Below are 25,529 nucleotides of genomic sequence, written 5' to 3'. Positions count from 1 at the left end.
GAGAGTCAACGCTTTTTTGAGCCCATATTATACAGAATTTATCCCCAGCGCAAAATGTGAATAGTGTGGATAAACCTATGGATAACCGCATCGTTATGCGTATTGTCATTCCTTATTTATCCACATGTGCGTGAAGTCCTAGACAGCACAACGAGGCTCGCCCTACGGCTAAGCCCCGTTACTAACAGCCTATTCCATTTAGAATTTCATACAAATGTAGCTGAGCGTCCCCATCTCGTAGCTGCGATGGATGACTTCCGGCTTGTTCGCCGGGTCGCCGCTTCCGTAAGCAATGTACAGTGGGACAAAATGCTCCGGACGCGGAACGGCCTTGCGAGCGTTCGGCGCCAGCTCATCGTAGCGGAACAGCGAAGGAAGATCGCGCTCGGTCATTCGGTCCACAAGCCAGTCGTCGAAGTCGATTGCCCACTGCTCAGGGTCGCCTCCGCCCCAGCGCATTTGTTGGAAGTTATGCACGGTCGCGCCGCTGCCGATAACAAGGATATCTTCGACACCAAGTCCACGCAGCGCTTCGCCGACACGGTACTGATATTCTGTCGTTTGGAACGGTTGTACCGAGATCTGGACGACCGGAATATCTGCATCCGGATACAGCCGCGACAGTACAACCCAGCTTCCATGATCGAGCCCGCGCTGGGCATCATATTGTACAGGAATGCCTTGTTCGCCAAGACGCTTGCCGACTTGTTCAGCGAGCTCAACCGAGCCTGGCGCCGGATATCGCATGTCGAACAGCGGCTTAGGGAAACCGCCGAAATCATGAATCGTGGAATAACGGCCTTCAACTGCAGAAATCGTCAGCGCTTCCGTTTCCCAATGTGCAGTGAACAGCACGATGGCTTTCGGTCGACCGATCGTCGAACCATATTGGGATAGAAATACGCCGCACTCGTTATCTTCAATCGCCATCATCGGCGATCCGTGACCAATGAACAAAGCTGGCATCATAAGAGAAGCCCCCTTAACGTAGAATGCGAACAGGTCGTATATAATTAGTAACTTAATTACTTTATGTAAGTAAGTGTACCGAATACGCGGTCGGAAGTCAATTGTTTCTCGCACCGTATAGTCTAATTAAGTTCAAGTTCAAAAAGTTCGGTTTTCGAACTACCTCTATTAACTATATTTTTTTTAGTGTACTTGCGATATAATATGGCCATTGAGGTGATAAGATGAACGAGACGGCGATATGTCCTCGTTTCGAGAAAGCAGTCGGCATACTGAGCAAACGCTGGGTTTCGCTCATCGTATTCCAACTGTTGAACGGTCCGAGCAGATTTTGCGCCTTGGAAGCATCCCTCCCGAACATTAGCGGCAGGCTGCTGTCAGAGCGGCTGAAAGAGCTGGAGCAGGAAGGGATCGTACGAAGAGAAGTATACCCTGAGATGCCCGTTCGTATTGAGTATTCTTTGACAGACAAAGGACGTGCGCTTGCACCTATTCTTGCTGAGATCGGCACTTGGTCCACCAACTGGCTGTAAGCCGGCTGGTCTAATTCCATCCAACCACAAAAGCCCTGTACAGAAGACTTCAACGTCTTCCGTACAGGGCTCTTTTCGTATAGGACGAATTATTACACGGCTGCAAGCGCTGCAGCTTTCTCGAGGCCGCCGCCGATGATCGATGCTGCTTGATCCGGGAGCTGGTTGTGGCCTTCTACGATAACGGATTCGATGTCCGTGATACCGAAGAAGCGCAGTTGGTTCGCAACGAGGTTGTAAGACATTTCTGCTGCTGCCGCTGGACCTTCGGAATAGATGCCGCCGCGTGCGTTAAGCAGAACGACTTTTTTGCCGCCCAACAGACCAACAGGACCTTCTGCCGTATAGGTGAACGATTTGCCTGCTTGGCTCAGGTAGTCGATGTACGTGTGCAATGGCGCCGGTACTGTCATGTTCCACAGCGGGAATGCGAGTACGACGAGGTCAGCTGCGATGAACTGATCCAGGTAACGGCCAGCGATAGCCGCAGCTTGCGCTTCTTCGGCCGTTGCTTCGATGCCGCGTGCTGTTTTGAACAGACCCGTAATCATCGTGTTGTTGAGGTATGGAAGCTCCTCTTTATACAGATCCAGTTCCGTGATTTGATGATCTGGATGTGCTTTCTTGTAGCTGTCTACATAGGCGTTGTACAGCTGGACGCTAACCGCTTGATCGGCCGGGCGGTCATTTGCTTTTACGAAAAGTACGTTTGTCATGATGGTTCCTCCTCCAAATTGGTGTTGCTATATTTTTGTAAGTTGCTTTGTTTAATTGCTATGTGCTCATTGTACAGAGGATTGCACCTTCACGCGTCGGTGTATGGTCTTAAGACAATCTACTGCTTTAGATGTTGAAAATAAAACAAACGTCTACGACCAAAGTCGTAGACGTTTGTTTTGTACGGCATTACATACGGACGTGAAGCGGTCCGAACCGTTCTTCGTCCATCATTAGAATGAGCTCATCGCCATCCTTCACAGGGCCGACGCCGGCTGGCGTACCGGTGAAGATCACATCGCCTTCGGCAAGGCCGAAGTGTTCGCCGATGTACGATATCAGCTTCTCCAGCGGGAATATCATGTCCACCGGATTGCCTTCCTGTACCGTCTCGCCATTGCGCAGCAAACTGAACTCCATGGCCTCGAATGCTTCAATATTAGGGAACGGACGGAATGGAGACAACACGGCTGCGTTCTTGAACCCTTTGGCGAGCAGCCATGGATGACGTTTCTCTTTCAGCACATTTTGCACATCGCGCGCTGTCCAGTCGATTCCGATCGCCATACCATCCACCATCTGCTCGACCGGTACACCTGGCTCGTACGTGCGGCTAATGCGAACGACCATCTCCGTCTCATAATGGATGGAGCCCACGTCCGACGGAAGCTTAAGCTCCCCTTCGACCGGGTGCAGCGCATGGGTCGGCTTCGAGAAAATCATCGGCTCCTCGGGCACGTCGTTGCCAAGCTCCTTCGCATGCAGCGCATAGTTGCGGCCGACACAGTATACATTACGGATAGATGAGAATTCATTCGCCATCGTGGATCGACTCCTTCTAATATAGAATCATGGAGCGTACAAGCTCCTTTGGTTATTGCATTTGCAACGATCAGGACTTGAACTGCAGCTTGATGTCGATCAGCTCCGAGCGGCTGGCGAGCCGAATCGGCGGTCCCCAAGTGCCGAAGCCGGACGATACGATTACATGCATCAGACCTTTGCGCATGTAGCCCCAATCGAGCTCGAACAGTCGGCGCGTGATGAAATGGTTCGGGAACATTTGACCGCGATGCGTGTGTCCGCATACGAGCAGATCGACGCCCGCTTCAGCCGCTTGCGCGAAACCGTATGGCTGATGGTCCATGGCCAGCACTGGGAGCGACGGATCCAACTGCGACACAAGCTCCTTCATCGACAGCCTGCCTTCTCTTGCTTCCGCCGTCTTATCCTTGCGGCCAACGACATGGAAGAGCCCATCGACCGTTACGGTCTCGTCGCGCAGCACTTGGATGCCGATCCCCTGCATGACCTGTACATATTGTTCAATATGCCCGCCATAATATTCATGATTGCCTAGCACCGCATAGATCCCGTGCTTCGCCTTCAACTGCTTCAGCGTATCCGCCATTTGGTTGCGGAGGAACGGTTCGATGACATCGTCCAGCACATCCCCAGCGAGCAGGATGACGTCGGGATTCATTGCATTCATTCGTTTCACAAGCTTCCGAAGATGACGATTGCCTACTGTATTGCCTAGATGCAAATCCGAGGCTGCCGCTACGCGCAGCGCGTTTTTGTTTCTGGACGGAGCCTGCTTGTCCACCGACAGCTGATGCGCACGAACAACCGGCGACCATGCGTTATAGGAACCGCGCAGCATCAGGATGAGCAGAATGCCTGCCACAATAATCGAAAGCACCTGGATCGCGTTATCTCTCGACATTCCCGACTTTACCATGATCCAGCCAGCAAGATCGGCAAACGGAAGCAATAAAACCGTAAATTCGAAGATTGCTAGATAAACAGCGCCAACGACTTTCCATAGCCGCCCTATTGCGCCAAGCGCCTTGGCGAGTCTGCCCCACAAATAACCGAGTGCAACAACCGCATACAGCACCCAATAAAGAACTGGCGGCACATCCGCTCCAGCATGCTCCAGCGCCAGCTCTCCGTGCCAGCCGACATAGAAGTTCAGGAGCACGAACAGACTAAGCATAATAATGAGACGAATGATCAATGCAATCTCTCCTATTTCTCAAGTAAGAATTAGAATCTATTAAAAATGTACCACAGTCTACGTCCGTATCAAAATGAGGAAGGGGCTTCGCCCCTTGGGACCCCGTTTTATTGAATTCTAACCATCTAAATTCAAGAGATCTACTGCCTAAATTCAAATCTAAATCAAGTATTCTACCCACTAAAACCAAATTTTCTACCCACCTAAATCCTCCCTGCTAGGGAGGACCCCATGGGACTCGTCCCCTGGACCCCTGAATGGAAAACGTAGGATGGACAGAGACGCGGATATGTTACTGCGTGGTGAGGGTCGCGTGCCCCTCCGGGGCACAGCTTTCGTTCGAGCATCTAGTGCTTTAAATGTAGGTGCAGATCTGCACCTACGGAGAACCAACCTGGCTAACCGTGCACTAAGGCGATAGATTGGATAAGAAAAACCTCCACTCCCTGCGTGGTTTCAGGGAGTGGAGGTTTAAGGAATGCGCTAGCTATTGCGCTGTACGTTCTGACTTGATTGGACGGTGGGCGTTCGCTGTGCAACGTTGCGAAGCGCGACGGTAGCTCCGGCCGCTACGAGCAATGTGCCTGTCATGACGAACAGCCACTCGATGCCGACGAATTTGCCGAGCCCCCCGCCGATCAGCGGGCCAAGCAGTGAGCCTGTCTGGTTGGCGCTCGTTGTCAACCCGAAGGAGCGTCCGCGGAACGTCGGATCGGTGCTTTGTACAACAAGTGTATTCACGACGGGTACGATGCCGGCAAGGAATAAGCCGAAAATAAACTGCACGACCGTAAATAACCATAGCGAATGCACAAAATACTGCATGCTGATTACGCAGCCCGATGCGATCAAGCAGAAGATTAGCACTCGCATATAACCGCGCTGTTCGCCGAGCTTACCCCACTGCGGCGATGCGAGAATGCCCGCGATCCCGATCAGCGATAGAACAAAGCCTGCTGTCGCTGCCACGTCCTGTACGCCGCCCTGCAAGTCTGCGATATGGAGCGTAAGCAGCGGCTGCACCATGTTATACGACAGCTGGAACAACAGCAGAAGGAGCAGCAAGTTGAGCAGCTGCTTGTTGTGCAGTACAGACCAATAATCGCTGCGGGTTGTCGTCTTCTGCTTGATTGGCGCAGCCTCTCTCGGAGGCGCTTTGCCTTCGTGGACGAAGAATACGACCGCGAGCGTGGCGAGCAGAATGAAGCTGCCTGCGACGACGAACGACAAGCGCTGACCGAATGCGTGCGACAGCAAACCGCCGATCAGCGGCCCCATAATGCCCCCGCTCATCGAAGCGGCCTGCATCATGCCAAGGCTCCAGCCCATTCGATGCTCTGGCGCGATCGATGCGACAATCGCCATCGAGGCCGGAACGAATCCGCCGACGAGTCCGTGCAGCAGCCGGATGCCGACCAGCTCCCACGGATTGTGGACGAGCGAGATCATCGCGTAGACGACCGCAAGGCTGAGGCCGGCGCGGATAATCATTTTGCGCTTACCGTATTTATCCGCCAATGCGCCCCATAATGGAGCCATGACCGCCCCGACTAGAAAGGCGGAGGATTGAACGATGCCCGCCCACCAGTACAAGGAACTGTCCGAGACGCCCAGCTCTGGAAGGAAAAGCGGCAGCAGCGGAATAACCATCGTGTAGCTGGAGCTGCAGAGCAGAACGCCTGCCCACAGAATCCACATTTGACGCTGCCAGGATGCCATTTTCCTCACTTCCCATCATTAATTTGGATACCGAACCATTGCTTTACCGTAACTATACGCCTCCCATTCCCATCGTTCAAAAGCCGTCCGCCAACGCATACCGCCGCATTTCGTCGAGGATGTACGTTTACACCCTCTTAATGAACCGATTTCGCCCGATACGAGGTAAGATGGCTCGATAAGCGCATTCATGTCCAATTCAAGAAGAAAGTCATATAAAAACAAAAAAACCAGCATCCTCATGCGAGGAAGTCTGGTAACAGCGCCGTTTCACGGCAGGTAAATAAGGAATGTAAAAGTGTGCTATTCGAGCATCAAAGGTGCTGCGGGCGGATTATGGTACTTACAAAAGGCTTAATATTGCGTCTTCTGCAGACAGCAAGCAGGCCCTCCTACTATCTTTTAAAAGACCCCGCCAACTCGCGTTCGCACCTTTGGGCATTCGCCGCATACGATGATAGCGCCAATCATTTGGGAAAGGGTGTTTCCCCTAATGCCATGTTCGTGTAACCAACCGAAGACTCAACCCGTGTACTACTATGACCCTCGCTCGCTTCAAATGCCCATGCCGGGTCAAGGCGGCATGATGCCAGGTCAAGGCGGTGGCATGATGCCTATGCCGATGCCAGGTCAAGGCGGTGGCATGATGCCTATGCCGATGCCTGGCCAAGGCGGCGGCATGATGCCTATGCCGATGCCTGGCCAAGGCGGTGGCATGATGCCTATGCCGATGCCTGGCCAAGGCGGCGGCATGATGCCTATGCCATTCCCTACGCCAGGGGGCGGCGCGACGCCTATGCCGTTGCCTTTCCCTCCTCCAGGTCAAGGCGGAGGAGGCTTGCCGCCTCAACTGTCGCAGGCGAACCTTCCGAACGTGCTCGCTCAATATCCAAGACCGGTAGGCCAGCCGCCAGCTGAAATGCTGTTCTTGTTCAACACGCTGCGCAGCAATCCGCAAATGCTGCAAGCCTTCATTCGCCAACGTCCGCAATCGCTTCAGCAAGGCGTACAGTTCGCTCAGACCGGTGCAATGGGACCTCGCGATGAAGAAGATGACGTTCGCTTGCTGCCAGGCTTTTGCTACAACCGATGGTCGCTTATTTTCACCCCTAACAACGTCTTGCTCATGTTCCCGGTCGCGAACATCCTTGGCTTCGTCATCGGCTGGTGCCATCCGTTTACGCCTTGCCTCGTGCCGAACTTTACGATTCTGTTCGCCTTCTGCTAAACCGAATAGACGACAAAGGGACCGTTCTCAGTCGAACAGTCCCTTTATTGCTTTGCCGGCCAGGCGTAGGAGCAGCACGAACGCCTCACCAGCTAAATCTCCCCAGAATCCCCACTCCAGCCAATTGCGCTTGCGGCGTTCCATTCTAACCTTAGGTTCGTTCTGCTCGTATAAAGACATTAAAGACAACCCCTATCGTTCACACTATCTCCTATAACTATATACATAGGCAGAATTTCATGTAAACCACCATCTTCATCCAGGCATAAAAACACAAAAGCCCACACGTGTGCATGCGGGCTTTCGTGACTCGTACAAGCTGCCGATCAGTCTCGGCTGCGACAGCAAACTTTAGAATGAAGCCGTAATATTGCCTAGATAATTAGCTTTGAAATTCGTCAATGTCGTGTTCATCGTCTTGACTGGCTGCGCCCATGTCCAGTAGTCGAAGGTCACCTTATCATTGGCTTCGTCGACCGTGACCGGTCCTTCGAGCGTGATTACATGCGTACCTTTGCCGCCCAGCAGCGCAGTGCGAATCCATAGCACCACATGTTCGTTCGCCGTCTTCGAGATGGCCTTAATGTCCGCTACGCTTGTGCCTTCGTTGAACACAACATTGTTGTATAAGCCCGTGCTTGCATAGAAGCCCTTGAGCTCCTTCGTCGGCGTCTCGATCGCAGTCGATTCGTCCGGCGCGCCTTCGTAATCGAAGAACCAGTTCTCGCTGTCGCGCAGCGCCGACATGAGCATCCAATCGGCCTGCGGCGGCATGTTCGCATACTTAGCCGCCAATGCAGCATAGTCGGCATTGCGCAGATCCGTGCCTGGCGCGACGCGCAGATTGCCCATGTAGCCGATACCGCCGCCGTACAATGCGTTTGCAAAAGACTCGAATTTCGCTGCATTGCGCTGGATCATATGGTGATAGAAGCAAGCCGTCGTACATAAACCAATCGTTCCTTGATTGAACAGATTGGCATCGTTCTTCAAGTTCTGAATACGCGTAAGCACCGTTGTGCTGTCCAGCTTCGGCCATGCCTTCCGCGTATCGAGAGCGCCGCTTGCTGGCGATTCGTCGGACGAGCCCGTTGAACCGGACATTTTATCCAAAATCTGCCCCACCACATTCGAACGAGGCTGGCTGTCTCCCCATGTTGCCGCGAGTGCGGCTGGGTTCTGCGAGTAGCCGCCTGCATTGCCGGCGCTGCCGCCTCCGCCAGAGCTGGAGCCGCCTCCGCCGACTGGCGATACGGCACCGCCGTTGCTGCCGCCGCCGCTGGACTGCGAACCGCCTTGACCCTGCGTTTTGTCAAAATAGTTGATTTTCGCGCCGTCCGTCGAATGATTGCCGCCCCCGCTTATACCGCCGCCTCCGCCGCCAGCCAGACCGCCGGTGTACATCGACGCTGCTGTCTTCGCGAGGCTTGTAATCATCTCGGCTGCAATCCGCTGCCGCTCCGTGTTCGCCGTCAGAAGACTGTTCATATTCGTGCCCGCCTGCTGGCCTGCGGTCGCAGCACCAGCCGACGTTGCCTGAAGTGCAGACCCTGCGAGACCGATGGTGCCTGCAAGACCGCTCATATCGCGGAACATATTGCCGTTCTGGATCGCAGCGAGCACAGCAGCTGTACCCGACGGATCAGGCAGCGAGGTCGGCGATGTAATGTTGATGATCGGCGCGCTGAGCTGGCCAGGCTTGACGTCCTCGTTGGTGGCGCGGCTGCCTGTCGATATCGCCGAGATCTCGGTCGGCTGCAGCGGAATCGGCGAGTCCTGCCAATTCCAGAAGCGCGTAATATCGAGCTTCTCCGCACTGTTCGAACGGCCGAGCACCGCTTCGGCGAACGTACCTCCTGAAGGGAGCGGCACAATGTCTTCCTTCGCCGTGCCCAGATGTATGCCATGATCTTTCAGCCACTGCGCCCATGATTCGTCGCTGGATGCGTCGGAATTCATTTTGAACGCGAGATAGTTGCCAATATAACGGATCGGTCTCGGCTCGATCACCTGCGATACCGGTACGAGCTTGCCGTCTACCTCGACCCCGAAGCCTGCCAACAGGAAAGCGATCTGCGTGCTGTCCAGCGAACGATACACAGCCTGGCTGTAATGCATCTGATTGTCCATCAGGTGCTGCTTCAGATTGGCATCGACTCCGCCTGGTTTCACTTGAACGACCGGCGTCTCCGTTGTCGTCCCCTTCGAAATCGTCACCTTTGGCAGCTCAAGCGGGAACCGGACGCCATTACGGTTCAACGTCAGCGTGACCGTTACCGGCACATCAAGATCAGGACTGCTGCCGATAAGAGCAAGACGACTGATGTTGCTCATCGCAACGGGATGTGCAGCATCGACGGTAGTCACTCTCGTACCCGACAACGTATAGAGCACGAATTGAACAGAGAAGCTGCCGGATGAAACAACGATGCCCTCAATAATGACGTCGGTCGGAAGGAACATCGAGGCGCTGTCTGAGCGCAGAATCGGACGGTTCACCAGCCTTGAAATACGCGACGATTGGTCGATGGACCACAACGCGTCATTCACCTGCTGGTACAGCGGAAGCGTCGAGCTCAGCGTGAATGCATTCGTATTCACGACCATATTGTTCGTATTGCTGGCAGGCTGGCTTACGCCTGCTAGGTTCGTTGCCGGCATTTGGGTAAGCGGCTGCTGGCGCGTCGGTATCGTGGTCGTGGAGTAACCGGTCCGTTTGAGCAGCGCATCCCGAAGAAGCACGCTAAGTCGGTTCGAGATCAGCGTAAAATGCGTATCTTTCTCCGGTATAATCTCCAGCACATCAAGGTTGACCAACGCTTCACGAATCGCATAAGTGAGCGCCGCTCTGGATAGTACGCTGCGGAACCGGCGAACGAGCGAGTCATTGTTGAAGTCGATTAATTGAATCGGTATGAAGACTACCTTATCCGCCTTCACGATGGCAACCTCTACGCGGTACACCTGCACGACCTCGTAATATTGAATCGTAAGGGCGTGCATATGGTTATAGTTCGCGATGACGCGCGTGCTCACGCCCTCGTGCTCGGACTGCGAAACTTCTTTCACCACGGAAGCGCGGCGACTGCGGCTGCTGTGCGCATGCTGGTGCGTCCGATCGTTGACGTTCTGCATCATGGAGCTGCCGATGTCCCGATGGCCATAGGACGTCGAATAGCTGTCTGCATGCGAGGTGGTGGACGCCGAGCTGCTCGTCTGGCCGAAGGAAGCGCTTGGTCCGCCGAATAAGCCGCCAAGCGGCGCCGATAATTCCTCAGCGGATGAGGAGCCCTTCGCCTTCGAGGTGCTGTTCGCGTTCGATTCCGAGAAGCCGCCTTGCGCCTCGTTCGCAACCGCTTCGGTCACTTCGCTGATGGAACGATTATGGCTCGTGTCGTTCGCAAGATCGTCGACTTCGCTGATGACCTCGGTCTCGCCTGCGCGGCTTTTGCGCGACCAGTCGACGACCGCAATTCGCGTGCTTTCGCCTGGCGCAAGCGCGGTGCTGTGCAGCAGCTGGCCGAGCGTAACGCCCTGCGCGTACCACGATTGGTTCATCGTGAGCAGCGCCCCGAAGGCAATTTTCTTAAAGCCGGCATCGCCTGATGCCAAGACGCCAATATTGATCGGCTTGAAATCGGCGCTGGCAATGTCGGTTATTTTCTCATCGTCGCTATGAATCTGATCCATGAGCAGCGTCGTGTACTGAACTCGCTCGGTTGGGTATTCCCCCGTCTTCGGAAGCAGATCCGCAGGACGCTCAGGGTCGTAGGTCGGAACATTTTCAGGGAAATAAATGGTGTTGAGCAGCCTCGATGCTGCGCGATAAGGAGGATACAGCGCGAGATCCCGCACCGTCTCAACAACGAATACTTCCTCCACCGCAGGCACCAGATCGAGCGGAATGCTCTGCAGCAGGCTGATCGGCGCGAATTGAAGCTCATTCACTTTCTTCCCGGCCGCTTGCGCCTCTCGAACCAGATCGGCAGTCGGACTGCCGTATTGCGTGAAAGCAGAGTTGTAATCTGTCGCTGCGCTGAGCAGCTTCGTCGCGGCGTCGAATACGCCGGAGGTCGCCAGGTCGAACACGGTGTTGATTTCGAGTCCCTTCAGGACATCGACAGCCTTCGGACTGACACCGAGCAGCACTAGCGGACTTTGGCTGAGCAGTTCTCGAAGCGGCAAGTTGCGGTATTCGGTTCGGATCAATACGAGCAGTTCTTCGGATGCGCTTTGATTTAAGATGGAAACCATGACAACTCTCCCTTATCGGATCAATAATGATCGTAAGCGTGCATCCTGCCTGCCGAATCCGCGATTGCTTCGCACATCCTACAACGCGTTCGTATTGTATCATCATGTAATATATGGCAATAAGAGTCTAAAGACATTCACCCCCTACCCCCCTCTAGGGGGAAATTCTACCCACCTAAACCTTCCCTGCAAGGAGGGCCCATAGGGTTATACCCTCTGGACTCCCGTATCGTTCAGCCCCTGCCCCCCTCAAGGGGGATCTCTAGATTTCTACCCACCCAAACCCTCCCTGCAAGGGAGGGCCCCAAAGGGTTAAGCTCATGCTTCCGATGTGGTTTCCTTGCGGAAGCCTTTGCCTCCGGACTCCCTAAGGACTGGTCTAGGTACGCAGGAGCGTCTGCCCGCTTGTCGTCCCTGCGGGACACGCTCTACGTTGTTGGTGCCTAAATGCGGCTGGTTGACGGAGTTATATATTCGTGGTCGTGCAGCATACGAGCAGTTGCTCGCTTTCGTCCCTGCAGGACACGCTTTACGGTTTTCCATATCCATCATGACGCTTACTAAAAAAACAATTTAAGGTGGTCCATACCCCATTAAGAACCGATTATCCCCATGACAAAAAGCCTCCTAATCACTGCGGGGCAGTAATTAAAGAGGCTTTGAGCGTATGTCCGAAGATGGAATATTACTTGGATTTGATTTGCGCGGTCGAGCAGCGTATGGACGTGCGGCTGATCGTGCGGCGTAGAACGTCTCGGAAGACGAAGGCGGCAACGTTATTGTAGTTGAGATAGAAGTCGGACAAATCATCGTTTGGAAACTGTATGATACGTGCGCTGAATACAGGATACACTGCTGCCCTGCCGAAAATTTGAACGATCGCCGCGAAACGGAACAGCTTATTCGTCCGCAATGCCGTTTGATACAGCTTCACGATTTGAGCAGGCGTGAATGTACGACGTATTGGTTTAACCAGCGCGCCCCCTGCCGTCCGCACCTGCACATGCAAACGAACCGCGCCGACCGCCACGCTTGCCACGAGAAGCGTTGCTAACGCTCGTGCCTTGCGCAAACCCTGCGCTCGCAATGTGATGAGGAAATCACCGCTTGGCAACTGCTCCAGCGGCGCTACCGTTACAAGCGGATCTTTGCCGATTGAATGCTTGATGAGATTAAAATACTCAAACTGCGGCGGAGACAGTTGAACCTGCGCTTTGTTTCGTAAAGAGGTAACAACCATCGTACTCCTCCTCGCATTGATCGTTTCCCACCCTATAGAAAGCTCCAATGATGGATGCCCTTCATTGTATGGAAAGCCGCAATCGACGGGAAGGGCACATACCCTGCATCCCCTACTGACTACTGCCTCTCTTCAGCAGTTTGTACGATCTGTTTCACCCGACCGACTTGGCCGTCGGTCAGCCTGACCTTGATCCCATGCGGGTGAGTCGGCGAATTGGTCAGCAGATCCTTGACGATGCCTCGTGTAGTGCGGCCCGTCCGTTGATCCTGCTTCAGGACGATGTCGACCTGAATTCCTGGTTTGATGTTCGCTCGAATTGTTCCATTGGTACTCATTTATCTGTTCATTCCCTTCGTGCGACACCCTTGTCTCGCGTAGATCTTCCCATTGTACAAGCAATAACTTGCAATATGCTACAATGGCATTATTCGCTAATAGAACCGCTAATAACGAATATCGAATAACGATTAAGCCGAAGCTCAGTACGCATTCAGCGAAGGTTCAGCTTGAAGCCCGATAATAATGATAGCTTACATGAATCACACGAATGTTATGCTCTTTTACCATATACGAACTTTCACTTGTACACCAAGGAGGACCCAACCATGAAACCGATCCCCGGCATTCGCATTCTGCTGGTCGATGATGAACCCCATATTCTTCAATTTCTCGAGCTTGGCCTTGTGAACGAAGGCTTCGACATTCGCACCGCGCCGGACGGCATGACTGCGATTACGCTCGCTCAGCAATTCAATCCGCACATCGTCATTCTCGACGTCATGATGCCCGGTATGGACGGCTTCGAGGTATGCCGCATGCTCAAGAAGAGCGGCAGCGAGGTCGCCGTCATTATGCTGACAGCGAAGGACGAGGTTGATGATCGGGTGAAAGGTCTGACGATCGGCGCAGACGACTACCTGGTGAAGCCGTTCAGCTTCGACGAGCTGCTCGCTCGCATTCGCGCGCGGCTGCGCAATCAATTCCCGATGTTGTTCGGCGAGGTCGCGATCGGCCCATTCAAGGTTGACGACCGCCGCAAGGAGATCGTGTTCAACGGCCAGGTGCTTGAGCTGTCCCCAACCGAATATGAGCTGCTGAAATATATGGTGACCAACCATGGCATCGTGCTGAGCAAAGCGACGATTCTGGACAAGGTATGGGGCTATGATTTTGGCGGGGAGGAAAATATCGTCGAGGTATACGTCCGCTCCCTCCGCGATAAGCTTGGCGACAAAGAGCATCAATTAATTCGTACTTTGCGCGGCGCCGGCTATCGGGTAGACCTGTCATGAACGCGCGGGGCGTGATTCATAAGCTCAAAACTCGCTTAACGACGAAGTCGCTCCGGTCGCAGCTGCTGGCCAGGTCGTTATTCATTCTTGCCGCACTGCTCATTCTGATCGGCGGCTTGCAATATACGTTTATGCGCGATTTCTTGTACCGCAATCAAGCGGAGGCTATGATGTCGGAGCTCCGCAACATGCCTCGCGACCTGTTCGGCGAGGGATGGTCGATGGGTGATTTGAATAAGGCTCATAAGGGAATGGATTCGAACCACGATAACAATCCCGCACAAGGCGGTGCTTCTGGTTCTGACAATAAAGCGCAGATGCCAGATAACGTTCCTAATTATGATGAGGGGACTGGCGGCCGCCCAAACAATCCCGTATTCTATATGCTCGACAAGTCGATGGCGATTGTCGACCTCGACGGAACCTATACGGACGTTACGGCAAGCCGCGGAATTGCTTCCCCTCGCCTAAGCGATGCGCAGTACGATGAAGTACGCGAGCAGATGGTGCATCAGCGCGAGGTGCAGTATCGTGTTGCAACGTCCGAGGATGGCACCGAGCAGCTTCTCGTGTTCACGAACACGTTCCCAGGGTCTGATGCCATCCTGCAATTAGGGCAAAAGACGGCCCCGCTCAAAGACGTATTGCTCCGTCAGTTGTCGATCTTCGCGGGGTTGTCGATACTGGCGCTCATCGGCGGCATCCTGCTGTTCCTTCCGGCGCTTCGGCGAACGCTGCGGCCGCTCAATCGCATGGTAGAGACCGTCGCCCGCATCGATGCCGGCAGCTTGAATGAACGATTCCCTGCCGATCAAGGCCAGCTCGAGATCGATCGGCTTGCCGATTCGTTCAACGGCATGCTGGAGCGGCTGGCCCATTCGTTCGAGGCAGAGCGAGAAGCGAAAGAACAGATGCGGCGCTTCATAGCTGACGCATCCCATGAGCTGAGGACGCCTCTGACCTCCATTCACGGCTTTATCGAGGTGCTGCTGCGAGGTGCGGCAGATCGCCGCGAGCAGCTGTATCCGGCGCTCAACAGCATGCATGGCGAATCCACACGGATCAAGAAGCTTGTCGAGGATCTGCTGACGCTCGCCAAGCTGGACCGTGCGCCTCAGCTTCATCTATCCGAGGTGCGGCTCGACAGACTGATGGAGGAGATGGAGCCTCATCTGCATATGCTCGCGGGTGAACGAGAGGTCCGTTTCCTTCTGGACTCGCCTATCCTGGTGAAATGCGATGCGGACAAAATCAAGCAGGTTGTGCTCAATCTATTCCACAACGCGGTACAGCATACGGACGCGTCGAGCGGTATTATTGAAGTAACGGTGCAAGCGATGAACGGTCAGGCGGTTAGCTCCATTCGAGATAATGGCGCCGGCATTGCCGAAGAGCATGTCCCGCATGTGTTCGACCGCTTCTATCGCAGCGACACTTCGCGGACGCGCAAGCATGGCGGCGCAGGTCTCGGCCTAGCGATCTCGCAATCGCTGATTGCCGCGCATGAAGGCAAGATGTTCGTGGAGAGCAAGCTGGGCGACGGCTCGACGTTCACGTTCACACTGCCACTGCTCGGCGGCAGTGCTGAGAAGAAGCTTTAAATACGCAGGAGACAGGGAATGGCTTCACGCCAACATCCCTGTCTCCTTTTGGTTTATGACAACAGCCATCGGAACCACCGTCCATGCCCGTCCGTCTGCGCAAGCGTCAATCGATGCTCCCGGCCGCCCACGTAGTAATCGAGATGGAGATAACTATCGGACATATTGTTGTAGAGGTGATACACGTCGCGTTCGCCGCCAAGCTTCTGAATATGAGCCTCCAGCGCAGCTTTGTCCTGCGGACTGAACTGGTTCGCGACATGCGTATGGAACACGCAGAGAGCCGATTCTCGGCTGACACTCGCAGCGATGCCAGGCAGCAACTCGACCCCATTCCCTTCAACTAGGTGCGGACGATGCTCCTTCACCTGTGCTGCTGCTTGATCAAATCGTACGATTCTCTCCTGATGCTCCGGCCAGATCAATGCCCTGAGCCACAAGTAATCGTCGGAATCGTTCAAGTTGTTTACATGCAAATCGACACCGACCCGGGATATGACTGGCGGACTGCTTGCGAGCATGGGCGGGACGTTGTCCCCACGGATCTCACCGGTAATGACAAGCTCCGATTGCTCATTCCCATACTTCTGACGGCCATCATAACAATAGCTGTAGCGGTCCCACAGCAGCTGTAATCCCGCGCTCGTTCCGATCTCGATCAGTGCCAGCGGTTTGCGTGCAAGCTCGTAGATCATACCGAAGCCCGGGTACAAATAAGCACAACGTCTCACTTCGTTTGTCTGGACAAGCCTGCTGGTCAGTAGTGCGATAATGTCCTGCTCGTACTGCTCGCAGAAGGTTGCAAATGCATAAATCGCACGCGAAGGCTCCAGCGCATTCTCGCCTGCGAGATTAGGATAGTAGTCCGCTAAGGGATGTTCAACGCCGCTTAGCAGCAAGTAATGAACCGCACCCAGCAGCATATTCGGTATGGGCTGCCCGGGCTTCGCATGCAACGCCAATTGCAATAATTGCGGGTTATCCGCAATGCCCACTGCCAGATATCCATATAACTCGCTTGAGCCCCGGCATTCCCTCGCGGCGAATAATCGGAACTGCTTCGCTAACAACTCCAAGCGCTCACCTCATTCGTAACTGTTGCTTCCAGCATAGTACGAAACGGCTATAAATAAAAACTTAAGGTTTTTATTAGCTTGATAAGTTGTATTTATCTACTCGCCAGCCACGATTTTATGAGCGGCAGTACAACAGGCGGCTGCATTGCCTGCGTATGGTCCATCCCATTGCCCGCGAGCAATTCCACATCCCATCCGAATTGACGGAGCCGCTCTGCATGCTTCCGAAGCTGGCCGGCAATATCAACCGTCACATGACCGAACGCTTTCCCATATGCAATCGTATCCTTCTCCCCTGCAAAGGCTAACCGCGGTACCGTCAGCTGCGATTGAACGCTGCGATCGTCGAACCCTTCAAGGCTTTCATACAGCGTGACGAACTGCTGCGTCACCTGCGGATTAATCGTTACTTTGATAGTGTCCCAGTCGATTTCATCGGGTGTTTCGGCGCTCGTCGGCTGCACTGCCGACTCGGATTGCTCCTGCTGGTTCGCTGTCGCCTGCCGATGCGTATGACGAGTCACGGCCAGCATCTCCGCGTACGGTCCCCCGTAAGGCGGGAAACCGCCCATCACCAAGCTGTCGAGCCGATCGGTACGAATGGCGAGCTGCAAGCCGGCAAGCGCCAGCCACGAATAGCCGTAATAGCTGAAGCGGCCGATATTCATTTTGTCAGCAATGTGAAGGAAGTCATGCACGATATGGTCAACTGTGAGCCGGGGCACGGGGTGCTCGAATAGATGTCCCTCATAATCAAAATGCAGCACTTGGCATGTGCCTGCAAGTCCCTCCACCAGATGCTTGCCAAGCTCGGGGTCGACACCCCACCGCTTCAGCGTCTCCGCCTCCTGGCCGCAGCTTGATCGTTTCGCGACGGGAAGCATGAGGACTGGGCGGCCGGCATCGCCTGTCAGTCCGACTTCGATCTTGGAATGATTCGATAGCTGTATCTGTTGTATCCGTTGCTGCTGCTTCTGCAATGCACTCACTCCTTACAGGTTATAGCTCCATCGTATAACATTCATGCAATCTTCCGGTTTGGCGCGTCGAAAGGCTTGATTAAGGCGATAAAATAGCCGACAATGTTGATGCAGCACTTGAAGGTTTTACTTGAAGGTATGGAGCGATGACAATGAATGACCGTTATACCCCGATTCAGATTGCAGAGCTGCTGCTGATCAGCACGACCACGCTGCGCAGATACGAGGAGCAAGGATTGATTCCCGATGTGCCGAGATCGGCGAGCAATCGCAGAAGTTACAGCGCTGTGCACCTGCAGGCTTTTGCAACGATTCGCGCCTTGCTGCGAGCTTATGACATCCCTGTGGCTTATGAGGTCATGCGGAAGATTAATAACGAGGAAATTTCGGATGCGTTGTGGCTCGTTAACGAGCAGCAAGCTGAAACTCAAGCGGAGAAAAAGCGCGTCGAAGAGATGCTGGGAATGCTTCGCGATACGAATTGGGCAGTATTCGAAGGCATCAAGGCTGATGACAGGATGACGATCGGAGAGGCCGCACGGATGGCACGGGTCAATGCGTCCGCCATTCGGCATTGGGAGCAGGAAGGACTTCTTGCATCGCAGCGCAATGAGGAGAATGGCTATCGCGTCTTTACACTGGCGGAGCTTCGCAAAATCGTGCTTATCAGCAGCCTGCGAAAGACGGTGTATTACATCGACAATATCAAGCAGCTGCTACAAGAGCTGGACGCCCAGCATTACGAGCAGGTAGAGCAATCCGTCCAGCTTGCCCTGCAGAAGCTGAACGGTCGGTTAAGCGATCAATTCGCGGCAATCGCCGAGTTGATGAATTATGTGGAGCTTCGCAAGTCGGCAACGTCTGAATAGACGCCGTGCGGTATGCGCTGCATAGCGCGCTGCTTGCGGCTTATTTGTCCGCCGAGCCGCGGCTATGGTCGGTTCAGCGTACGTTCTCTCTTGCCGATCGTCTGATCGTAGCGCGCGATTTTATCATCCAATCGATCCAGCACGACCTGCATCTCTGCCATCCTCGCCGCAAGCGCCTGGCGCTGCTCGTGCAGAAGCTGCTGCCTCGCCTCCACCGTATCGTCCCCTAGCTGGAACAAGCGCACGTACTCGATCAGCGACTCGATCGGCAGACTAACGCCGCGCATGCATTTGATAAACTCGACCCAGCGGAGGTCTTCTTCCGTATAATCCCGAATGCCGTTCTTATTGCGGTTCACGTGCGGAATTAATCCGACTCGTTCGTAATAGCGGAGCGTATCTTGAGACAACCCGTAGCGCTCGCTTACTTCCGCGATTAACATCTGTCGTCACCTGCCTGTAGTTTGGGAAAATGAAGAACGTCCTACAACGAGATAGGACGTTCTTTCTTGCTGTTTACTTGGACAACGCGCCGACAACCGGATGCGGAACGTACAGCTCCTCCAGCGACTCGATTTCTTCCGCCGTCAGTTGAACGGACAATGACGCTATCGCATCGTCGAGATGCGACATTTTGGATACGCCGATGATCGGGGCCGCAACCGGTTGCTTCTGCAGCAGCCAAGCCAGCGCGATCTGCGCACGAGGGATGCCGCGCTTCTCGGCTATCGCTGCAAGACGCTCGACAATGGGACGATCCGCCTCCATCATCGCATCGTATTTCATATGCTGCGCCTGATCGGTCTCGAAGCGATGCGTCGTCTCCGACCAGTCGCGCGCCAATCGACCGGAAGCCAGCGGACTGTACGGAATGACGCCAATCTTCTCTTCCCTGCACAACGGCATCATCTCGCGTTCTTCTTCGCGGTAGATGAGGTTCATATGATTTTGCATCGCGACGAACTTAGTCCAGCCGTTCTTCTCTGCCACGTGCAGCGCCTTCTGGAACTGCCATGCATACATCGCGGAAGCGCCGATGTATCTGGCTTTGCCCGCCTTCACCACATCATGCAGCGCCTCCATCGTTTCTTCGATCGGCGTGTTGTAATCCCAGCGGTGAATTTGGTATAGATCGACATAATCGGTTCCGAGTCGCTTGAGGCTGTTATCGATCTCGCTCATGATCGCCTTGCGGGACAGTCCTGCGCCGTTAGGGCCCTCCGCCGTTCGGAAGAACACCTTCGTTGCGATGACGACTTCATCCCGATTCGCGTAATCTTTGAGCGCTCGTCCCGTGATTTCCTCGCTTGTTCCGCCGCCGTAAACGTTCGCGGTATCGAAGAAGTTAATGCCAAGCTCCAGCGCTCTGCGAATAATCGGCCGGCTGTCTTCTTCGTTCAGCACCCAAGGGTGCGTCCAGCGCTCGGCGACGCCGAAGCTCATCATGCCTAAACAAATGCGGGATACATCCAGACCTGTGTTGCCAAGCTTTACATATTCCATTCGATTGTTCCTCGCTTCCCGTTAACCTTGATATGAAATTCGTACACCAACAAGAGCATTCTACCCTCTGGAGTTCACTCCAAGTCAAGTTGCGAATAAGTAAAAATTATGTTCGAGGCTCATTGCGCCTGGTCTTGCTCAGTTATGTCGATGTGCAGCAGCCTCGTCTTCGTGACCATGCCGCCGCTCTCGAGCGTCCGCTTCGATTCCTCGTTATAGTACCAGCAACCCGCGATAGGCTGCACCCCTTGTTCCTTGCACGACTGCCTCAACTGAACAATGATGCGTTTTCCGGCCCCTTGCTTGCGATAAGCCTCATTGGTGAACATGCCGATGCTGGCGACACCATGGATCATGCGGGATTTCTCGATTAGTCCGATGCCCAGCAGAATGGCGTCGCGGAAGTACACGAACAGCTCGCCTTTGTCGATCCAATGGCTGTAATCCTCGAGGAAGCTTCCGCATACTTGCTCAATGATAGGCAGATCACAGAGGGAAGCTATGCGAAAAATCTCACCGTCTTGGGAACCAGTCTCCGGTTGATCTATTCCGCTGTCTTGGAAAAAGTAAGCCTGTTTGTTGATCTTGAAGCCCTGATCAACCGTCAGACTCAGCAATAATTCATCGCAGGTCGGAACGAATAGAGATCTCACCGCGTATCGCTCCAGCACTTGCAGGAACAATGGCTGTGCGTGCTTCAGATAAGCGTGCCGGACATAAAACTGTGTAAGCCGTTCCTCGTTATGGATGGCGAAATAGCCGACAGCGGCTGCGTCCTCATTGTGAATCAAATAAAAGGTCGACGACAGAACATACTCTTCCAGAAAAGAATCGAAAGGCGAAGATAGGCCCTCTACATATTCGGTTACGAGAAACGGAATGTCTGCGAGCGAAGTTTGTTTAATATGCATATCATTCCCCCAAGGATCAAGGTATTCGGCGCCCCATGAATCGAATCTCTCTTCATTGTAGCGTTCTTGAATGAGCAGCACCAGACGACCATGCTCAGGTGATGCATCATTCATTTCCATACACTGGCTGCAGGACGCTTCTACCGCCCTCAACCATGAGTTGAGTTTACTTGCCATGCACTCAACTAACTCGTTCTATATTTTTCCACCTATTCACATTATACTAATCTCAAATCTAAGGAGGCGATATCGAGTGGGTTCGTCGGATTATTCGAAGCATCTCGCAGATGCCATTAGCAAACATCGAAGGCAACGAGGCTTGACGCAGGAACAGCTGGCCAATCGGCTTGGCGTCAGTTATCAAGCCGTGAGCAAGTGGGAGAATGAGCAGTCTTGTCCAGAAATTACCCTGCTGCCTATACTCGCCGATATCTTCCAAGTGACATTGGATGATTTGTTCGGCAGAAGCAGCAGCACGATAGATTTGAAGCACGGGCTGGTCGCGGAATATTTATTCAACGGCGGACCGCAGGATAGCAGCGGAAACGGACATCACGGACAAGTTCATGGAGCTGCCTTATGCGCCGACCGGTTCGGACAACCTGCCCGTGCATACGCATTCGACGGCGTCGATGACTACCTCGTTCTCGATCCCGCCCCTTTTCTTAACGCGGATGCGTTCTCGGTATCCGTCTGGTGCTGCTATGATGCGAACTCCAAGCAAGAGGGCTGGAATGGCGCTATCGTCTCGCAGCATGGCCAACATAAGAATTATGCGTTTCAGCTCAGCACCCACGACGCACAGATTACGTGCCATCGCTTCCTGATCGATCCTGATCTGAGCGTTGCAAGACCGCTTCAGCGGGAATTCTGGTACCATATCGTCGTCACCTATGAGCACCAAACCTTCCGTCTTTACAAGAATGGTCGGCTAGAGTGCGAGCAGGCTGGCGTATTCCAACCCGATCCCAATGAGCCGATGTATATTGGCAGGAAGGCATCCGATGAGCCCTATTTCTTCTTCCATGGAAGAATCGATGACCTCCGCATCTACGAGCGGTCGATAACGGAGGATGAAGTGCAAGCGCTGTTCCTCGACCAAGGCTGGGAGCCGCAGCAAGAACGGGTGCTGCCCGTACTTGAGGAGAAGGATTATCCGCTGCTAGACTACGTAGACCATGTGCAGATGCTAGTTTCAAACGAGCATATTACGGCGGCGGCGGAATGGTATAAGACACGGCTTGGATTCAGGGCGTTGATCGAGCATCCGGGTCACTTCTACCTGCTCTCGCTTGGCAAAAGCGCCGGTCTCCTGCTGCATGGCAGATCGGAGCCTCCGTTACAACCTCAGATCACGCCTTTCGTGTTCAAAACAAGAAGGGCCGTCAGCGACGTGACGCAGCACCTGACCGACGCCGGGGCATCGGTTGTCGACATTCGAGACGAAGGATTCGCCAGCTTCATCACGTTCATCGACCCGTTCGGCTATCGTTGGATGATCATACGAGAGGCTTAATTGTCCTTAATAAAGGCGCCCGGACGGAACTAACGTCTGGTCGCCTTTTCATTCGATATGAACCGCTAGATCTGCACCTCGAACTCCCCGACATACACCGCTGTGCCCGTTATCTCCACTTCAGTGCCGTTCGTGACAGCAACCTCGACTCGGCCGTCTCGGCCAATCTCCTGTCCTTGCTCCACGACCAGATTCAACAAGGACGAGGACTGGATATGCTGCGCATAATACGCCCCCATCACGCCAGAGGCCGTCCCCGTTACCGGGTCCTCGATCGTACCTGAGTACGGCGATGACGGGCGTGCATATGTGCGGTGGAATCATAAGTTTCGAGGCAGAATGGATGTACAGATGATCTCGGCATTTCCTGCAAAATCGCCGGGAATCGCGCATTGTTCGGCTTCATCCGCTCGAAGGCAGCTAAGCTCGTAACGGGTACGATGAGCGTCCACGTTCCCGTACTGCCATAGACCGTCGGCAGATCGGCGGCAATATCGCTCTCCGCGATCCCCATCGATTGGGCCAACTCGGACACTGATCCATTAAATGGCTGGAATTGCGGTGCAGCCTGCTTCATCGTGATGCGAAGCACTTGCTCCTCGTTCCAGTGCAGTCGAATCGGCAGCACGCCTGCCAGCGTCTCGATCGTCAGCTCCGTCCTACCCTCCAGCAACCCTCTCGTCGCAAGCGCATAGATCGTCGCCATCGTCGCATGGCCGCACAGGTTGATTTCATGCCCCGGCGTGAAGAAACGAATCCTTAGATCAGCAACGTCCGATGGCATCGGAAACGCTGTTTCGTTGAAGCCTACTTTCCCCGCTATAGCCAACATCTGCTGTTCGCTCCAATGCTCGCCGTCAAGCACAACGCCTGCAGGATTGCCTTGATTCGGAACGGTGCTGAATGCATCATAGTGATAAACGTTTACGGTTGCTGCCATAGCTCCACCTCACATCGTCGTCGATTGGTTCCCCGGCTTCCACTTCTCCACCCACTGCTCCATCTCCCGAATGACCCGCTGAAAATCTTGCCCCTTGCCCGTCAGCGAATATTCGACTGTCACCGGAATGGTCGGAAATACTTCGCGGCGCACCATGCCGGTCGCCTCCAGATGACGCAGTGTATCGGTCAGCGACTGCGTCTTTACGACCTTCACATTGCGCAGCAGCTGCTTGAACCGCTGCGGACCGTCGGTTAACTGCGCGATGACCATGAAGCTCCACTTTGCCCCCAGAATCGTGAGCGCTTCGCATATGTTCGGAATCGCTGCATTTTCACCAGGATCAGAGGATGCTCCTTGTGGCGGGTACTGTTCTGCTGTCATCAATGCACGCTCCTTTACTTACCGTTTGGTAAGTTGGTCAGAATTGTTGGATTAGGTCAAAATCGTTTGCCTTCTTACTATATTTTAGTGCATTACTTATAATCATTTCCATAGTCAATTGGAAGGATGATGGAAATGAACAAAGTATATCTAATCGCTGTCGGCGCATTCTTCGCCGCTACAGCCGAGCTCGTCATCTCAGGCATTCTGAACCTGCTCGCTGCAAGTGCAGGGATCTCGATATCACAGGCCGGAATGCTCGTTACAGCCTATTCGATCGGATTTGCTGTCGGAACGCCGATCCTTATTGCACTGACGTCACGCATGAATCGCAAACGGTTGATGCTTTACTCCCTGTTAGCTTTCTCCCTCAGCAGCTTGGCCTTCGCGCTAGGCGGCAGCTACGCATTCCTTATGTCGATACGCGTTCTCGTCGGAGCTAGTGCAGGCGTATTCTGCGTTATTGCCCTCGGATCCGTTGCGAAGCTGGTAAAGGCAAATCAACTCGGCAATGCGATGGGAACGATCGCGCTTGCCTTCAGCTTCTCGATGGTCGCAGGCGTGCCGCTGGGCGCAGTGATGTCGAAGCTGTGGGGATGGGAATCGATTTTCTACGCGTTGGCTATCGGTGGTTTGCTCGTTATGATACCGCTGCATCGGAGCCTGCCGAATATAGAGGCGGATGAACCCGAACCTTTCTTGCAGCAGTTCTCGGTATTGAAGAATGTCTCCGTCGCCGGCCCCTTGCTGCTCTCCATGCTGCTCGGCGCAGGCAACTCGGTTATGCTGACGTACATTGCGCCTTTCGTCGAGCGTGCCCTGCGGCTGTCATCCGATGCGCCGAGTGTAGTGCTGCTGGCCTTGGGTGTAGTGGGCATCGTCGGCTCCAAGCTGGGCGGCATCGGCATTGATCGCTACGGAAGCGAACGAGTGATGATTACGGGGCTTGCAACAACGTTCATCTCCTTGCTTGCGATGCCGTTATTCGCAGACATTTCCCCGGCAATCAGCCTCGCGCTGCTCGGCATATGGGGCTTCTCCATATTCAGCACCGTTCCCGCCATTAATGCTTACATCGTCCGTACGGCACCAAGCTCGGTTAACTTCATTCTGAGCGTGAACACCTCTGTCACTCACCTCGGACTTGCGATCGGCGCTAGCGCAGGCGGATGGCTCATGCAGTGGAACGACCGCGCCTTGTACCATCCTTGGCTTGCTTCGTTGTTCGTCCTGCTTGCTTTAGCGGCAGCGGCCTTATCGATTCAGAGCCACAGGGTGCGGGTTAGGCTCGTTCAACATCGTTCGACGAACTAACGGTGCGCGGTGTGCGGTGTGCATTGGTTGTCTACAGGCTGCCTCCCTCCTGCACGTTGTCGATCTGCGATTGATGCAAAAGTGCAGGTATAAGTAACTGCATCGAACTCGAAATGAGAATGCCTGCGAATGTGCATGTATTTGAAGCGAATATGACTCCCAATGCGCTCAACAGCCGAGAAAGATGCACTTCCGCATCAATCGGCCCCACGCACAGGACGGGTTACTAGGGGGCAATCACAGCACACGCCGCAGCTAGTGCAAGTAGGTGCAAATATACACTTACATCAGGCTGATCCGCGCCGGGGGCTCTCATAGGTGCAAATATGCACTTACGCCTGACGAATCCGCCGCCGCGGGCTCCCGTAGGTGCAGTTATGCACCTACATCGGGCGAATTGGAGCTAGACTAAAAAGTAGACACTCTGCAAGAGCGACCTGATACAATAAATAAAACTAAA

Annotated in this window: 22 protein-coding genes and 1 pseudogene; 7 read left to right on the top strand and 16 right to left on the bottom strand. The window is 54.1% G+C overall.

Annotated elements, in window-relative coordinates:
* Positions 1-198: 198 nt before the first annotated feature.
* Positions 199-969, bottom strand: coding sequence for a dioxygenase family protein (locus SBI19_RS15985; RefSeq protein ID WP_317969901.1), 771 nt, complete (start codon positions 967-969; stop codon positions 199-201).
* Between the two features lie 224 nt (positions 970-1,193).
* On the opposite strand from SBI19_RS15985, the gene SBI19_RS15980 reads away from it, so the two are divergent.
* Positions 1,194-1,502, top strand: a complete 309-nt coding sequence (locus SBI19_RS15980; protein WP_317969899.1) for a catDE operon transcriptional regulator CatR — start codon at positions 1,194-1,196, stop codon at positions 1,500-1,502.
* A 92-nt stretch (positions 1,503-1,594) separates the two neighbouring features.
* On the opposite strand, the gene SBI19_RS15975 is transcribed toward SBI19_RS15980, so the two are convergent.
* From SBI19_RS15975 to SBI19_RS15960, 4 genes are all read right to left on the bottom strand, one after another.
* A complete protein-coding gene (locus SBI19_RS15975) occupies positions 1,595-2,218 on the bottom strand; it encodes an FMN-dependent NADH-azoreductase (protein WP_317969897.1) in 624 nt (207 codons plus the stop codon).
* A 190-nt stretch (positions 2,219-2,408) separates the two neighbouring features.
* A complete protein-coding gene (locus SBI19_RS15970; protein WP_317969895.1) occupies positions 2,409-3,041 on the bottom strand; it encodes a fumarylacetoacetate hydrolase family protein in 633 nt (210 codons plus the stop codon).
* A gap of 70 nt (positions 3,042-3,111) precedes the next feature.
* Positions 3,112-4,239, bottom strand: a complete 1,128-nt coding sequence (locus SBI19_RS15965) for a metallophosphoesterase (RefSeq protein ID WP_317969893.1) — start codon at positions 4,237-4,239, stop codon at positions 3,112-3,114.
* Positions 4,240-4,722: 483 nt separating this feature from the next.
* Positions 4,723-5,958 carry an MFS transporter gene (locus SBI19_RS15960; protein WP_317969891.1) on the bottom strand — a complete coding sequence of 412 codons (1,236 nt, stop codon included), beginning with the start codon at positions 5,956-5,958 and terminating at the stop codon, positions 4,723-4,725.
* Between the two features lie 493 nt (positions 5,959-6,451).
* Here SBI19_RS15960 and SBI19_RS15955 point away from each other — a divergent pair, with 493 nt between their 5' ends.
* Positions 6,452-7,186 carry a hypothetical protein gene (locus tag SBI19_RS15955; protein WP_317969889.1) on the top strand — a complete coding sequence of 245 codons (735 nt, stop codon included), beginning with the start codon at positions 6,452-6,454 and terminating at the stop codon, positions 7,184-7,186.
* A gap of 27 nt (positions 7,187-7,213) precedes the next feature.
* Here the strand turns inward: SBI19_RS15955 and SBI19_RS15950 are convergent, their stop codons facing one another.
* The 4 genes from SBI19_RS15950 to SBI19_RS15935 form a co-directional block, all read right to left on the bottom strand.
* Positions 7,214-7,366, bottom strand: a complete 153-nt coding sequence (locus tag SBI19_RS15950) for a hypothetical protein (RefSeq protein WP_317969887.1) — start codon at positions 7,364-7,366, stop codon at positions 7,214-7,216.
* A gap of 171 nt (positions 7,367-7,537) precedes the next feature.
* A complete protein-coding gene (locus tag SBI19_RS15945; RefSeq protein ID WP_317969885.1) occupies positions 7,538-11,440 on the bottom strand; it encodes a hypothetical protein in 3,903 nt (1,300 codons plus the stop codon).
* A 685-nt stretch (positions 11,441-12,125) separates the two neighbouring features.
* The gene (locus SBI19_RS15940; protein WP_317969883.1) at positions 12,126-12,680 is read right to left on the bottom strand and encodes a hypothetical protein; all 555 of its coding nucleotides are present in this window, start codon (positions 12,678-12,680) and stop codon (positions 12,126-12,128) included.
* A gap of 119 nt (positions 12,681-12,799) precedes the next feature.
* A complete protein-coding gene (locus SBI19_RS15935) occupies positions 12,800-13,018 on the bottom strand; it encodes a YwbE family protein (protein WP_317969881.1) in 219 nt (72 codons plus the stop codon).
* A gap of 270 nt (positions 13,019-13,288) precedes the next feature.
* Here SBI19_RS15935 and SBI19_RS15930 point away from each other — a divergent pair, with 270 nt between their 5' ends.
* Both SBI19_RS15930 and SBI19_RS15925 read left to right on the top strand, forming a co-directional pair.
* Positions 13,289-13,975 carry a response regulator transcription factor gene (locus SBI19_RS15930; protein WP_317969879.1) on the top strand — a complete coding sequence of 229 codons (687 nt, stop codon included), beginning with the start codon at positions 13,289-13,291 and terminating at the stop codon, positions 13,973-13,975.
* A complete protein-coding gene (locus SBI19_RS15925; protein ID WP_317969877.1) occupies positions 13,972-15,576 on the top strand; it encodes a sensor histidine kinase in 1,605 nt (534 codons plus the stop codon). Before SBI19_RS15930 ends, SBI19_RS15925 begins: the two co-directional genes overlap by 4 nt.
* 53 nt (positions 15,577-15,629) lie before the next feature.
* Here the strand turns inward: SBI19_RS15925 and SBI19_RS15920 are convergent, their stop codons facing one another.
* Both SBI19_RS15920 and SBI19_RS15915 read right to left on the bottom strand, forming a co-directional pair.
* Entirely contained in the window at positions 15,630-16,652 is a 1,023-nt protein-coding gene (locus SBI19_RS15920) for a DUF2332 domain-containing protein (RefSeq protein ID WP_317969875.1), read from the bottom strand.
* Between the two features lie 92 nt (positions 16,653-16,744).
* Positions 16,745-17,632 carry an alpha/beta fold hydrolase gene (locus tag SBI19_RS15915; RefSeq protein ID WP_317969873.1) on the bottom strand — a complete coding sequence of 296 codons (888 nt, stop codon included), beginning with the start codon at positions 17,630-17,632 and terminating at the stop codon, positions 16,745-16,747.
* A gap of 152 nt (positions 17,633-17,784) precedes the next feature.
* Here SBI19_RS15915 and SBI19_RS15910 point away from each other — a divergent pair, with 152 nt between their 5' ends.
* Positions 17,785-18,501: a MerR family transcriptional regulator gene (locus tag SBI19_RS15910; RefSeq protein WP_317969871.1), complete on the top strand. Its 717-nt coding sequence runs from the start codon at positions 17,785-17,787 to the stop codon at positions 18,499-18,501.
* A 62-nt stretch (positions 18,502-18,563) separates the two neighbouring features.
* On the opposite strand, the gene SBI19_RS15905 is transcribed toward SBI19_RS15910, so the two are convergent.
* From SBI19_RS15905 to SBI19_RS15895, 3 genes are all read right to left on the bottom strand, one after another.
* Entirely contained in the window at positions 18,564-18,944 is a 381-nt protein-coding gene (locus SBI19_RS15905; protein WP_317969869.1) for a MerR family transcriptional regulator, read from the bottom strand.
* Between the two features lie 73 nt (positions 18,945-19,017).
* Positions 19,018-20,004 (bottom strand): aldo/keto reductase, encoded by a 987-nt coding sequence (locus tag SBI19_RS15900; protein WP_317969867.1) that lies wholly within the window; start codon positions 20,002-20,004, stop codon positions 19,018-19,020.
* A gap of 119 nt (positions 20,005-20,123) precedes the next feature.
* Positions 20,124-21,035, bottom strand: a complete 912-nt coding sequence (locus tag SBI19_RS15895; RefSeq protein WP_317969865.1) for a GNAT family N-acetyltransferase — start codon at positions 21,033-21,035, stop codon at positions 20,124-20,126.
* A 133-nt stretch (positions 21,036-21,168) separates the two neighbouring features.
* Here SBI19_RS15895 and SBI19_RS15890 point away from each other — a divergent pair, with 133 nt between their 5' ends.
* Complete coding sequence (locus tag SBI19_RS15890; protein ID WP_317969863.1) at positions 21,169-22,431, top strand: LamG-like jellyroll fold domain-containing protein; 1,263 nt, start codon at positions 21,169-21,171, stop codon at positions 22,429-22,431.
* 65 nt (positions 22,432-22,496) lie between these two features.
* On the opposite strand, the pseudogene SBI19_RS15885 reads toward SBI19_RS15890, so the two are convergent.
* Both SBI19_RS15885 and SBI19_RS15880 read right to left on the bottom strand, forming a co-directional pair.
* Positions 22,497-23,371 (bottom strand): annotated as a pseudogene (locus tag SBI19_RS15885) (PhzF family phenazine biosynthesis protein).
* 9 nt (positions 23,372-23,380) lie between these two features.
* Positions 23,381-23,755, bottom strand: a complete 375-nt coding sequence (locus tag SBI19_RS15880; protein ID WP_317969862.1) for a winged helix-turn-helix transcriptional regulator — start codon at positions 23,753-23,755, stop codon at positions 23,381-23,383.
* A gap of 135 nt (positions 23,756-23,890) precedes the next feature.
* Here SBI19_RS15880 and SBI19_RS15875 point away from each other — a divergent pair, with 135 nt between their 5' ends.
* Positions 23,891-25,069, top strand: coding sequence for an MFS transporter (locus SBI19_RS15875; RefSeq protein ID WP_317969860.1), 1,179 nt, complete (start codon positions 23,891-23,893; stop codon positions 25,067-25,069).
* The last annotated feature ends 460 nt before the right edge of the window (positions 25,070-25,529 follow it).

It is taken from the genome of Paenibacillus sp. CCS19 (assembly GCF_033239625.1).
Taxonomy (GTDB): Bacteria; Bacillota; Bacilli; order Paenibacillales; family Paenibacillaceae; genus Paenibacillus_T.
Note: the sequence above shows the minus strand (reverse complement) of the source record. Positions and strands in the feature narration are given on the sequence as shown.